Source organism: Mesorhizobium sp. GW821-FHT04C10 (assembly GCF_059420305.1).
The window spans coordinates 1,700,205-1,712,979 of sequence record NZ_JBWKTL010000001.1; the positions used below are offsets into that span (position 1 = coordinate 1,700,205).

The window sequence follows — 12,775 nt, forward strand, 5'->3', positions numbered from 1 at the left end:
GGTCAGAAATCCGCCGGCGGATTGGCGGTGCGGCGGTCGAGTTTTATAAACGGCCGTGCCACCACCTTGGCCCGCTTCATCAGCTTCTGATATTGCAGCTCGCGCATGGCGTAGATCTCGACCCAGAGGTCGTCCACAATGGTATCACCATAGGGCCGCGCCAGCGAGGCGATGGCGATGTTGCGCTTGGCCATCGGCGACCACATGGCGGCGCTGACCAGGCCAACCTCCTGGCTTTTCTTGTGGTAGACGATGGCGTGTTCGGCGGGGATGTTGCCTTCGATCTCCAGCCCGACCAGCACATGGCGCAGCTTGCGTTTGGCGCGCGCTTCGAGAATGGCGCGGCGGCCGTTGAAGTGGCCTTTCTCCGGATCGATCATGAAGCCGAGCCCGATCTCGTCTGGCATGCGCAGGCGATCGGCGCGGATGGCATGTTCGGCGGTGGTGAAGTCGGCATTGGCAACGATCAGCCCGGCCTCGAGCCGCGCGCGGTTCAGCGCGGTGTAGCCGATGGCACGGATGCCGCGCAGTTCGCCCGCCGCCATCAGCCGATCCCACAGGCTCAGCGCCTTGTCGGCGGTCACAAACAACTCGTAGCCGAGATCGCCGGTGAAGCCGGTGCGCGAGATGGTGACGGTGCCGCCGTCATGGGCGAACTCGGCGAGGTCGAAGATCTTCAGTCTCTCGACGCCGGTGAAGCCGGCATCGCGCAGCACGGCGAAGGAGGTTGGCCCCTGCAGGGCGAGCCCGGCGACGGCCTCGGTTTCTTCCTCGACGGTGACGTCGAATCCAATGGCGCTGTCCAGTAACCAGGGCAGATGCCGCTCCTGCGAACACAGGCGGAAGCGCGTCGGCGACAGGCGAAACAGCGTGCCGTCGTCGAGGACAAAACCTTCGTCGTCACACCAGGCGGTATAGTGGACACGGCCAGGTCTCAGCTTGGTCACGTCGCGCAAGGTCACGCGGTCGAGAAGGGCCTCGGCATCCGGCCCCTCGATCCGGTATTTGGTCATCGGCGAGATGTCGAACAGCGCCGCCTGGCTGCGGATGGCGAAATATTCCAGCTCCTCGTCCCACAGCGAATGCGGTGCGCGGTAGCCGGCCCAGTTGTACCAGTCCTGAGTCCTGGCCAGCGCATCGAGGCGCGGCTGCAACGGGGTGCCGAGGCGCAGCGTGCGGAAATGGCCTTGCGCGGCGATGCGTGCGGAAACGACCGCACTGGCGGTCTTTGCAACGGGCTTCTTCCTGGTTGCCTGGGCCATGACCTACCTCTTCATCGCAATGATGCGTCGCGCGGCATTGAGGCCGGGTGCGCCGGAGACACCGCCACCGGGATGCGAGCCGGCACCGGCCAGGAACAATCCTTCAAGCGGCGTGTCGTAGCCCGACCAGCCGGAGACGGGCCGCGAAATCAGCATCTGGTCGGCCTGCAATTCGCCGTGGTGCCAGTGGCCGCCCGGCATGCGGTAACGCGTCTCGATATCGGCCGGCGTCAGCAACTCGGCATGGACGACGCTCCTGCCGATGCCGGGCGCGTAAGCCTCGAGCTGCGCCATGACTGCCTTGAGGAATCTCGGCTTGCCGGTTTCCCAGCCTTCCTTCAGCGAGTAGGGGGCGTATTGCACCACTGCCGACAGCACACAGGCTCCAGTAGGCGCGAGCAACGGATCGGCGAGGCTGGGCAGCGTGATCTCCATCACCGGCGAGGGTGAGAATTCGCCATATTTGGACGGATTGAAGGCGCGCTCGACATGATCGGGCGAAGGCGCGATGACCAGCCTGCCCTTGTGGCCGGCGGCATCGACGCCGGCGAATTGCGGCGGCCGATCGAGCGCCAGATTGAGTTTCGCCGCGTCGCCTTTCATCCGAATGTTCTTCATCTTGCGCACGAAGCCGGTGTCGAGCCCGCGCGGCCCGACAAGGTCGAGGAAAGTTGTCGCCGGGTTGATGGCGGAGATGACTGTCCTGGCGCGCAGCTCCTCGCCGGTGTCGAGCGCGACGCCGACGGCGCGGCCTTTCTCGACGATGATCTTTCCGACGAGCGCCGATGTCCGGACGGTGACGCCGGCCATCTCCGCCGCCGCGCGGATGGCGGCGACAACGGCGCCCATACCGCCTTGCGGCAGCATCTGTGCGCCGGACGCACCGCCGATCTCGCCGGCGAGGCGATAGTAGAGGCCGAGCAGCGAGGTCGGCGAGCGCGGGCCGAGATGGCTGCCGAGTGTCGCATCGAAGGCGAGCAGGCCTTTCAGCCTGTCGTCTGCAAGCTGCTCGTCGAGCAGGTCGGCGACGTTCATCAAGAGCACGCGCAGGAAGTCGCGCATGTCTTCCTTGCCGAGCTTTTTCAGCGCCAGCGCGGTCTGGCCGAGTGAAGCGGTCTCGAGCAGCGACATGCCGGCGAGATCGGGCGCGCGGCGGGAGAGGAACGGCTTCAGGATGCCGGCATAGCGCAGCAGCTGCGCACGCAATTCCTTCCAGGCCGATTGCTCGGAGGAACTGGTGCCGGTCAGCACTTCGCCATAGGCGCCATGCAGGACCAACGATGGACCGTCCTTCGAGAGTGCCACCGACGGCAGGACGTCCGCGCGGGTGACTTTTAGTCCGTGTTTCTCCAGCTCCAGCGTCTTCACCACGTCGGGGTGCAGACGGTTCAGCACATGCGCGATCGATGAGATGCGAAAGCCCGGCGCGAACTCCTCGGTGCGCGCCGCGCCGCCGGTTTCGCTGCCCGCTTCCAGCAGGAGCACCTTGCGGCCGGCTTTCGCCAGGGTGGCGGCGGCGACGAGACCGTTGTGGCCGCCGCCGATGACGAGCACATCCCATTTTGGTGCATCAAATGACGTCATGGGCAGGGCTCATATGCGAGGTGGATTTGGCGAGATCGCGCAGGATCTCGGCGGCGGCATTGCGGCCGGGCGCGCCCATGACGCCGCCGCCGGGATGGGTAGAGGAGCCGCACATATAGAGCCCGCCGACCGGCGAGCGGTATTGCGCGTAGCCCGGCACCGGGCGATTGAACAGAAGCTGGTCGAAGGTCAGTTCGCCCTGGAAAATGTTGCCTTCGGTGAGGCCGACCTCGGCTTCGATCTCGCGCGGCGTGCGCACCTCCATGTGGATGATGCGGTCGCGGAAGCCCGGCGAATACTCTGATATCTGCGCAATCACGCTCTCGGCGAAGCCGTCACGATCGGCATCGGTCCATTCGCGGCCGTTCACCTTGGGCGGCGCGTATTGCACGAAGCAGCTCATGAAATGCTTGCCCGGCGGCGCCATGGTCGGATCGAGCGTCGTCGGGATCACCATGTCGAGGAAAGGATCGGCCGACCAGCGCCCGGCCTTCCAATCGTCATAGGCGCGCTCCATGCGTTCCATCGAATCGGTGAAATGCATGTCGCCGCGATAGACCGGCGAATCCTTCGGCAGCGCCGGGAATTCGGGCAGCGAATCGAGCGCGATGTTGACCTTGCCGGACGAGCCGCGGATCTTGAAGTTCCTGACCCGGCGCAGGAAAATGTCGGGCAGTTCCTTCTCCTCGACCAGCTTCAGGAAGGTGCGCTTCACGTCGGCATTGGAGACGACGAGCTTGCCGTAGATCTCCTCGCCACCGGCCAGCACCACGCCTTTGGCTTTGCCGCGTTGGACCAGCACATGGTCGACCTCGGCGCCGGTGCGGATGGTGCCGCCCGAAGCCTTGAACGACGCGGCCAGCGCCTTGGTGACCGCGCCCATGCCGCCGCGCGCATAGCCCCAGGCGCCGACCGAGCCGTCGACCTCGCCCATATAGTGGTGCAAGAGCACGTAGGCCGTGCCGGGCGACATCGGCCCAAGCGCCGTGCCGATGATGCCGGACAAAGCGAAGTTGGCCTTGATGACATCGGTCTCGAAATACTCGTCGAGGAATTCCGAGATCGACATGGTCCAGAAGCGCAGCGTCAGCGCCATTTCTTCCGCCGACAGGCCGGCAAACTTCCTGCCGAGATAAAGCAACTCGCCGAGGTCGCGCGGCTTGAAGCTGGTCGGGTCGGGCGCGGTGCGCATCAAGAGCGGCTGGATGAAACGGCACTGCCGCGTCACGTCGCGGGCGTAGCGATCATAGGCTTCGGCGTCGCGTTTCGAGAAGCGGGCGAATTCGCGCCGGTGCGCATCATGGTCACGGTAGTTGGCGAGGTAGTCGCCGTCGCGGGTGAACACCGCGCCGCCCTCATAGGAAATGACCTGCAGGCCGAAGCGCGGCAGTTCGAGGTCGCGCATGATTTCGGGGCGGAACAGCGAACAGACATAGGAGCAGTTGGAGTAGAGGAAGCCGGGTGTCAGCTCGCGGCTGGTGGCGGCACCCCCGATCCAGTCGTTCTTCTCCACCACCAGCACGTCGAGCCCGGCGCGCTGCAGATAGCAGGCGTTGACCAGGCCGTTGTGTCCGCCGCCGATGACGATCGCGTCCCAAGCTTTCATTGTGGCCCAGTCTCTTTGTTTCCGCGCAATTCCCAGGGGAAAGCGCTGTGCTATTTTCCCGGAAAACCGCTCATGCTTTTCCTGGAATTGCCCTGTACGACCCGCTGTTCATTTTTGCGTGATCTGTTCCCGAATATGCGGAATTTGGCATGGTATCGGCTGTTTTGTCCAGCCATTCTGAATGAATGTTCAACAAACGATGTTGCGTTTTCCCGGGCATGCGCTAGGCTTTGCCGGCGTTCGAACTGGGCAATCATCGATTGGGGATCGAGGGCTGATGATCGAAACGGCAGATGCCGAGCCGGAGTATGACGACACCGCGATCCGCTTCCTCGAGGCGCTGTGGGGCGAGGGCTACCTGTCGCCGGGCGGTCCTGATGAGGTCGACCGGGTGGTCGAAGGGCTTTCGCTCAAGGGCAAGACGATCCTCGATATCGGCTGCGGCTCCGGCGGCATCACCTTGCATCTGGTCGAGCATCACGGCGCCGCCCACGCCACCGGCTTCGATGTCGAACAGCCGGTGATCGAAGCAGCCAGACGGCGAGCCGCGGCGCGTGGCTTCGCAAATCGCGCCAGCTTCGTTCAATCGCCTCCCGGACCGCTGCCTTTCTCCGATCGCTCCTTCGATGTCGTCTTCTCCAAGGACGCGCTGCTGCATGTGCCTGACAAGGACGCGTTGTTCGCCGAGATTTTTCGCGTGCTGAAACCGGGCGGCGTCTTTGCCGCCTCCAACTGGATGATTGGGCATGACGGCGAACCCTCGCCTGAGATGAAGGCTTATGTCGCGGCGGAAGGTCTGTCCTTCACCATGGCATCGCCGGCGCGCTATGCGCAGGCGATGCGAAGCGCGGGCCTTGCCGACATCACCGTCAGGGACCGCAACCCCTGGTACCGGGAGGTGGCGCGCGGGGAACTCGCACGGCTCAAGGGACCGCTCTACGCCCGAGCCGCGGCCGCGGTCGGCGCGGCCTATGTCGACAAGAACATCAAGACCTGGGAGGCAATGCAGAAGGTGCTTGACAGTGGCGAGCACCGTCCCACTCATCTGCGCGGTTGGAAGCCGGTTGGATAGCCGGCAATGCTGGAGACCGTCACATCCATGAAGACTTCCGAGGCCAGGGACGTTCTCGCCGAAACGACGCGAAAGAGCGACGCCGAAAAGCGCGGCCGCAAGGCTTCGAAGGAGGTCCGTCAATTGCAGCTGATCGAGGCAACGATCGATTCCTTGGCCAGGCGCGGCTACGCCGAGACGACGATGGCCGATGTCGCCGATGGCGCCGGCCTCTCGCGTGGCATCGTCAACTTCCATTTCGAGAGCAAGGAAAAGCTGCTGATCGCGACGCTGCAGCATATGTATGACGAGTACTCGGCGCATTGGCGCGCCGCGCTGCAGAAGGCAGGCGACGATCCGGCACGGCAGCTGCAGCAACTGGTGTGGGCCGATTTCGACCGCTCGATCTGCAACAAACGCAAGCTGGCCGCCTGGCTGGCCTTTTGGGGCGAGGCCAAGTCGCGGCCGACCTATCAGGCGCTGAGCAGTTCCCGCGATAATTATTACCAGCAGGTCTTCATCGATCTGTGCACGGCGCTCAAGCAGAGCGGCGCATATGCCTATGAGCCGCAGGTGATGGCGCTGGCGCTGTCGGCCATGCTGGAAGGGCTGTGGCTGCGGCTGATGATGGGCACCGAGGACACAACGCGCGAAACAGCCTTGCAGGCGGCTAACGCTTTCTTGGCCGCTGCCTTCCCGAAGCACTACGGTTAGCAACAGCCGGCCGCCAAGACCGGCAAGACCAAAAGAGGATGGAACAGCATGAAGAAACTTAGCCGACGCCTGACATTGACATTGGCGCTGGGCGGCGCGCTTGCGGCTTCGGCGGCAGCGTTCGCCGTCGCCGCGGACAAGGACCTGATCGTGTTCGACTGGTCCGGCTACGAGGACCCGAGCTTCCACCCGAAATATGTCGAGAAGAACGGCGATTCGCCGACCTTTGCCTTCTTCGGCGACGAAGACGAGGCGTTCGAGAAGGTCCGTTCCGGCTTCAAGGCCGATCTCGGTCACCCCTGCTCACAGAGCGTGACGAAGTGGCGCGAAGCCGGGCTGCTGCAGCCGCTCGATACCTCGAAGATCACGGGCTGGAAGGACCTCAATCCCGGCATCATGGCGATGAAAAACCTCGCCACGACCGATGACGGCAAGGCGTGGTTCATGCCGTGGGATTGGGGCAACACGCAGCTCACCTACAACTCCTCCAAGATCGACGCCAAGGACGTGCAGTCGCTGAAGGCGTTCGCCGATCCGAAGTTCAAGGGTCGGGTGTCGATCGGCGACAATGTCGACGACGCCTATGCGCTGGCGAGCCTTGCCATCGGCCTGCGGGACTGGACCACGATGACGGACGACCAGTTCAAGCAGGCGTCCGACTTCCTGCGCCAGGTGCACAAGAACGTCCGTTCCTACTGGACCGACACCACCGATATCGTCCAGTTGCTGTCGGGCGGTGAGGTCGACCTCGCCTGGGCCTGGAACGATGCGACCGTGCAGTCCGTCAAGGCAGGCGTGCCGATCAAGTCCGTAAAGGACACCAACGAAGGCATCTCGACCTGGGTTTGCGGCTACGTGCTGTTCAAGGACGCGCCCGGCAATATCGACAAGGCCTATGATTATCTGAACGCCGTCAACGATCCGGAGACCGCCAAGGTGCTGGTCAAGGACTGGGGCTATGGCCAGGCCAATGCCAAGGGCATGGCCGGGGTCGACCAGGCGATCCTGAAGGAAAAGGGCTATGACGACGTGCAGAAATTCGTCGACAAGACCCTATTCCAGTCGCCGCTGCCGTCCGACCTCAAGCTGAAGATGATCGCCGAATTCGAGAAGATCAAAGCCGGGTACTGAGTTCGTTCCACGGTCCGTCCGCTGCCGCCTCGGTGCAGCGGACGACCCTCGCCAAAGCAGATGATTTCTCCTAACCTCGCTGCAGCTTTTCGCGATGGGGGAGTTTCGCCATGACGCCAATGCTACGCCGCCTTGCACTTGCCGCCGCCTGCATGATCGGCGCCGGCGGGGTCTATGCCTGGGCGGAAGGCGGCGGCGATCTCGTGGTGTTCGACTGGTCCGGTTACGAGGACCCGCTGCTGCATCCGGCCTACACCGCCAAACACGGCGCCGAGCCCACCTTCGCCTTCTTTGGCGACGAGGATGAAGCCTTCGAGAAGATGCGGGCGGGCTTCAAGGCTGATATCGCGCATCCCTGTTCGCAAAGCGTGGCGAAGTGGCGCGATGCAGGGCTGTTGCAGCCGCTCGACACCTCCCGGATTGCCGGCTGGAAGAACCTCAATCCTGGCATCATGGCGATGAAAAACCTCGCCACTACCGAGGACGGCAAGGCCTGGTTCATGCCGTTCGACTGGGGCAATACGGCATTGCTCTACCGCACCGACAATGTCACGGCCGAGCAGGCGCAGTCGCTGCGGATCCTGGCCGATCCGAAATTCAAGGGCCGCGTCACCATCGGCGACAATGTCGACGACGCCTACGCGCTGGCGAGCCTGGTCATCGGGCTGAAGGACTGGACCAAGATGACCGACGCGCAGTTCAAGGAGGCGTCCGATTTCCTGCGCCAGGTGCACAAGAACATCCGTCTCTACTGGACCGACTCGAGCGATATCGACCAGGCTTTTTCCGGCAATGAGGTCGACCTCGCCTGGGGCTGGGGCCAGACACTGATCGCGATGAACGGGCAAGGCGTTCCCGTCGCCATGAACCGCGATACCAAGGAAGGCATGTCGACCTGGGTGTGCGGCTACGTGCTGATGAAGGACGCGCCGGGCAAGCTCGACCAGGCCTATGATTTCCTGAACGCGGTCAACGCGCCCGACATTTCGAAATACATGGTCACGACATTCGGCTACGGCCATGGCAACAGCGCCGGCATGGCCGCGATCGACCACAAGGTGCTGGCCGAGCGCGGCTTCGACGACATTGACAAGTTCCTCGACAAGACGCTGTTCCAGCAGCCGGTCGCGCCGGAACTGAAGAAGCGCATGGTCGACGAGTTCGAGAAGATCAAGGCCGGCTATTGACGAGCGAACTGGAAAGAACCGAAGTCGTCATCGTCGGTGCCGGCTTCACCGGCCTGTCGGCTGCGCTTGAGTTGAAGCAGGCCGGCATAGGTTTCCTGCTGCTCGAAGCGCGCGACCGTGCCGGTGGACGGGTCGAGGCGGTCCGCAACGGACTTGGCGAGCGCATCGACAGCGGCGGCCAGTTCCTGTGCGAGGACATGCCGGAAGTGATGGCGCTGGCGAAGGCACGCGGCAAGACATTCGTCGCCACCTATGTCGAGGGTGATTTCATCACCCATCCATCAATGCCGGCCAAGGACGCCAAGCAGACCTATCACGGCGCGATGGCGATCCGCGAACGCATGAACGGCATCGAGCCGGACGACACCTCCATAGAAGGCATGAGTGTCGCGGCCTGGCTGGAACAGCAGCATGATCCCATCGATGCCAAGACGGCCTTCCGCTCGATGATCGAAGGCCTGTGGTGCCTGCCGATGGACAAGGTGCCGCTCTGGTACCTGATCGACAATGACCGCCGCATCACCAACGAAGTGCCGGAACTGCAATATTCCCTGCGCGAGACCATGCAGTCGCTGGCCGAGGATCTTTCTGGCGATCTCGGCGATCGGGTGTTGCTGAGCGAACCGGTCACGCGCATCGAGCATGGTCTGCAAGGCGTTCGTGTCGTCACGGGCAATGGCGTGATCGAAGCGCGACACGTGCTGATGGCGCTCCCGCCGGCGACGGCCGCGAAGCTCGATTTCGCACCGGCCTTGCCGACGAGACTCGCGACGGCGCTTGGCGCCTGGGAAAGCGGCGCGGTGATCAAGATCCTGGTGCGCTATTCCAGGACATTCTGGCGCGAGCAGGGTTTGAGCGGCATGGTGATGTGGCGCGACCTGCCGGGCCTCTTTGCCTGCGATGCCAGCAAGGATGCGCAGCATGCCGCGCTCGTCGTCTTCGTCGGCGGACCGCTCGCGCTGCGCTGGCGGGGGCTGGGCGAAACGGCACTTCGTGCGGAAGTGACGGCACGATTGCAGGACGCGCTCGGTCCGCATGCCGGCGATATCCTTGATTTCAGTTCGCGCGATTGGATACAGGATCGCTGGAGCGGCGGCGCCTACAGCGACCTCATTGTCGACGTGACGGCCAGGGATGCCGAGCGGACGATTCTGGCGGGCACGCCGCCAGTACATTTCGCCGCTTCGGAACTGTCCCCGTCATTCCCCGGCTATGTCGAAGGCGCGATCGTCGCCGGGCGCATCGCGGCGCGCAAGATCTTGGCGCTGCTTCACTCGCCCATCGCCACCAGCGCCTCGGGATCGTAGGCAAGGCGGATCGGGGTGCCGACGGGAATGTCATCGGCGCCGAAATCGTTGGTTTCGGTCACCGACAGCGGCTTTTCCAGTCCGGGTATCTCGACGATCAGGTGGGTGATCTCACCGAAATAGTGGCGCTCGACCACCTTGCCGGCAACCTCGAATTTTGCCGTCGCATTGTCCCACAAAACACGCAGGCGCTCGGGCCTAATGCCGAGCGTTGCGGCGCCGCCATTGCGCACGAAGGCCTTCGGCTTGTCGGTCTTGACGCGGCCGAAGCCCAGCGTGTCGACGATCAATGAGGCGCCGTTCTCCTCGACGATCTCCGCCTTCACGAAGTTCATGCCACCGAGGAAGTCGGCGACCTGGCGATTGACTGGCCGCTGGTAGATTTCCTTGGGCGAGGCGACCTGTGCGATCCTGCCGCCGAACATGACGGCGATGCGATCGGACATGGCGAGCGCCTCGTATTGGTCGTGGGTGACCAGCACGAAGGTGATGCCGACGGCCTGCTGCAGGCGGCGCAGTTCGACCTGCATCTGCTCGCGCAGCTTCTTGTCGAGCGCCGACAGAGGCTCGTCGAGCAGCAGCACCTTGGGCCGCATCACCAATGCGCGGGCAAGCGCCACGCGCTGGCGCTGGCCGCCCGACAGTTCGGTGGCCAGCCGCTTGCCAAGGCCGGTCAGCGAGACCTGCGCCAATGCCTCCTCGACGCGGCGCTTCTCTTCGCCGCCCTGTAATTTCAGCCGCTTCAGCCCATAGGCGACGTTCTGCTCGACATTGAGATGCGGGAAGATCGCATAGCTCTGGAACACCATGTTGGTCGGCCGTCGGTTGGCCGGGATGCCTTCCATAGACTGGCCGCCGACCGCGATCGATCCGCTGGTCGGGTTGTCGAAGCCGGCGATCATGCGCAAAAGCGTGGTCTTGCCGCAGCCGGACGGCCCGAGCAGCGAGAAGAATTCGCCCTCCCGGATGGTCAGGGACGCATCGTCCAGCGCCTTGAACGATCCATAGCTGCGGGTGACGTTGCGGATCTCGATCATCGCGCGATCGGACTGGGCTCGATCGGATTGAGGGCGCTCGATCTGCGGCTGTTCAGGCATAGAGGCCTCCCTCGTTCTGGGTGCGTCTGGCCGCGCGGCGACGCAGGATTTCGGCAATCGTCATCAACAGGAAAGAGGCCACGAGCAGCAGCGTGCCCAGCGCCAGCACGCCTGGCAGTTTCGAGGCGAAGCGCAACTGGCCCCAGATGTAGATCGGCAGCGTCGCTTCGGTGCCGGTCAGGAAGAAGGCGATGATGAATTCGTCGAGCGAGATGGTGAAGCAGACGAGCAGGCTCGAGATGATGGCCGGCGCCACCATCGGCAGCGTCACCCGCCGGAAGGTGCCGAAAGCGCTTTCGCCGAGGTCGGCGGAGGCTTCCTCCAGGCTGCGGTCGAAGCCTTCGAAACCGGAGGTCAGCACCGTCATCGAATAGGGGATGCAGACCAGCACATGGCCGAGCACGACGGTGAATAGCGACAGGCTCAAGCCCAGCTGCAGCATCACCAGCAGCATGGAGATGGCGACGATCACCTCGGGCAGCACCAGCGGCGCCATGATCAGGCCGTTGATGGTGCGGCGGCCGGGATAGCGGTAGCGGGTGATCGAGCGGGCGGCGAGGATGCCGAGCACGGTGGCGAGAACCGAGGCGCAGACACCGACTTTGAGGCTGTTCCAGGCGGCGTCGAGCAGGGCCGGCGTGTGCGGCAGGTCCGCATACCATTGCAGGGTGAAGCCGGTGAGCGGGAATTTCGGCGTTGGCGCGGTGTTGATCGAGAAGATCGGCAGGAAGATGACGGGCAGATAGAGGAAGACGATGTAGAGGAACGCATAGACGGACAGCCAGCCGCCCGAAAGGAAACGCCGCGCCCTCATCGTGCCAGCCTCTGCAAGGCGCGGATGATCAGCACCGTGGCGCCGGCCATCAAGGTGACGATCAGCATGGTGGTGACGGAAAGGGCGGCACCCAGCGGCCAGTTGGCGGCCTTGCCGAACTGCGCCTGGATGGCATTGGCGATCATGACGCCGTCCTTGCCGCCGACGAGCTTCGGCGTGACGTAGTCGCCGACGGTCGGGATCATGACGATCAGCGCCGCCGAGATGACGCCTGGTGCCGACAGCGGCAAGGTCACGCGCAGGAACGAGCGCAAGGGGCCGTCGCCAAGGTCGGTGGCCGCTTCGACCAGCGTGCGGTCGACCTTCTCCAGCGAGACGAAGATCGGCAGGATGGCGAAGGCCGCCCAGGCGTGGGTAAGCGTGATGATGACGGCGCTCGAATTGTAGAGCAGGGCCGTCGACGGCTCGTGGATGATGCCGAGGCCCATCAGGCCGGAATTCAGGACCCCGTTGTAGCCAAGGATGACCTTCCAGGACATGACGCGCAGGAGATAGCTGGTCCAGAACGGGATGGTGATGAGGAACAGCCACAGGCTCTTGTGACGGCCGCCATGGAAAGAAATGAAGTAGGCGATCGGGTAGGCGAGGATGACGGTGAGCAGGCTCACCGTCAGCGAGATGTAGAGCGAGCGCCACAACAGATCCCGGTATATCGGTTCGGTCAGCGCGACGCGGTAGTTTTCCAGCGTGAAGGTGCGGTCGATGGTCAGGTAATGCTGTGTCCAGAAGGAATGGGCGATGACCACCAGGATCGGCAGGACCAGCAGGATGAGCGCGTAGAGAAAGGTCGGGCTGATCAGGGCAAAGCCCTGTACGGGCTCGGACTGCAGAAGGGCATTTCGTCTGGCCCGCGTCATGCGCAGCGGGGGCGACCCTTCCGCCGCCGCCGTCATTGCCAGACTCCGGGGGGCAGGGCTCCGGGCGTGATTTCGGTTGCTGGCCTGGACTGTTCCGCCATGCGGCATCCCATTGTGCTGGCGCCGACTTGTTGTTCCCCTTGC

At 63.8% G+C, this 12,775-nt stretch carries 11 protein-coding genes; 5 read left to right on the forward strand and 6 right to left on the reverse strand.

The annotated features are described in order from the left end of the window. Window positions 1–2: 2 nt before the first annotated feature. From AC07UC_RS08300 to AC07UC_RS08310, 3 genes are read right to left on the reverse strand one after another with little or no spacing between them, the layout of a single operon-like run. Complete coding sequence (locus AC07UC_RS08300) at window positions 3–1,262, reverse strand: aminomethyl transferase family protein (RefSeq protein ID WP_494905065.1); 1,260 nt, start codon at window positions 1,260–1,262, stop codon at window positions 3–5. Between the two features lie 3 nt (window positions 1,263–1,265). Further along, window positions 1,266–2,846, reverse strand: coding sequence for a phytoene desaturase family protein (locus tag AC07UC_RS08305; RefSeq protein ID WP_494905067.1), 1,581 nt, complete (start codon window positions 2,844–2,846; stop codon window positions 1,266–1,268). Beyond that, the gene (locus AC07UC_RS08310; protein ID WP_494905069.1) at window positions 2,833–4,452 is read right to left on the reverse strand and encodes a phytoene desaturase family protein; all 1,620 of its coding nucleotides are present in this window, start codon (window positions 4,450–4,452) and stop codon (window positions 2,833–2,835) included. Before AC07UC_RS08310 ends, AC07UC_RS08305 begins: the two co-directional genes overlap by 14 nt. Window positions 4,453–4,729: 277 nt before the next feature. Between AC07UC_RS08310 and AC07UC_RS08315 the strand changes: the two genes are divergently transcribed. From AC07UC_RS08315 to AC07UC_RS08335, 5 genes are all read left to right on the forward strand, one after another. Continuing rightward, window positions 4,730–5,524, forward strand: coding sequence for a class I SAM-dependent methyltransferase (locus AC07UC_RS08315; protein WP_494905071.1), 795 nt, complete (start codon window positions 4,730–4,732; stop codon window positions 5,522–5,524). A gap of 6 nt (window positions 5,525–5,530) precedes the next feature. Next, window positions 5,531–6,217, forward strand: a complete 687-nt coding sequence (gene betI, locus AC07UC_RS08320) for a transcriptional regulator BetI (RefSeq protein ID WP_056575858.1) — start codon at window positions 5,531–5,533, stop codon at window positions 6,215–6,217. Between the two features lie 48 nt (window positions 6,218–6,265). Then, a complete protein-coding gene (locus AC07UC_RS08325) occupies window positions 6,266–7,348 on the forward strand; it encodes an ABC transporter substrate-binding protein (RefSeq protein ID WP_494905073.1) in 1,083 nt (360 codons plus the stop codon). A 110-nt stretch (window positions 7,349–7,458) separates the two neighbouring features. Then, window positions 7,459–8,535, forward strand: a complete 1,077-nt coding sequence (locus AC07UC_RS08330) for an extracellular solute-binding protein (protein ID WP_494905075.1) — start codon at window positions 7,459–7,461, stop codon at window positions 8,533–8,535. Then, window positions 8,532–9,842 (forward strand): flavin monoamine oxidase family protein, encoded by a 1,311-nt coding sequence (locus AC07UC_RS08335; RefSeq protein ID WP_494905077.1) that lies wholly within the window; start codon window positions 8,532–8,534, stop codon window positions 9,840–9,842. Before AC07UC_RS08330 ends, AC07UC_RS08335 begins: the two co-directional genes overlap by 4 nt. Here AC07UC_RS08335 and AC07UC_RS08340 read toward each other — a convergent pair. The 3 genes from AC07UC_RS08340 to AC07UC_RS08350 are packed head-to-tail and all read right to left on the reverse strand — an operon-like array spanning window position 9,806 to window position 12,667. Further along, on the reverse strand, window positions 9,806–10,879 hold the full coding sequence (locus AC07UC_RS08340; protein ID WP_494908912.1) for an ABC transporter ATP-binding protein: 1,074 nt from the start codon (window positions 10,877–10,879) through the stop codon (window positions 9,806–9,808). The two genes, AC07UC_RS08335 and AC07UC_RS08340, sit on opposite strands and share 37 nt — an antisense overlap. A 52-nt stretch (window positions 10,880–10,931) precedes the next feature. Next, window positions 10,932–11,753 carry an ABC transporter permease gene (locus AC07UC_RS08345; RefSeq protein WP_202325667.1) on the reverse strand — a complete coding sequence of 274 codons (822 nt, stop codon included), beginning with the start codon at window positions 11,751–11,753 and terminating at the stop codon, window positions 10,932–10,934. Further along, a complete protein-coding gene (locus tag AC07UC_RS08350; protein ID WP_140772656.1) occupies window positions 11,750–12,667 on the reverse strand; it encodes an ABC transporter permease in 918 nt (305 codons plus the stop codon). Before AC07UC_RS08350 ends, AC07UC_RS08345 begins: the two co-directional genes overlap by 4 nt. Between the last annotated feature and the right edge of the window lie 108 nt (window positions 12,668–12,775).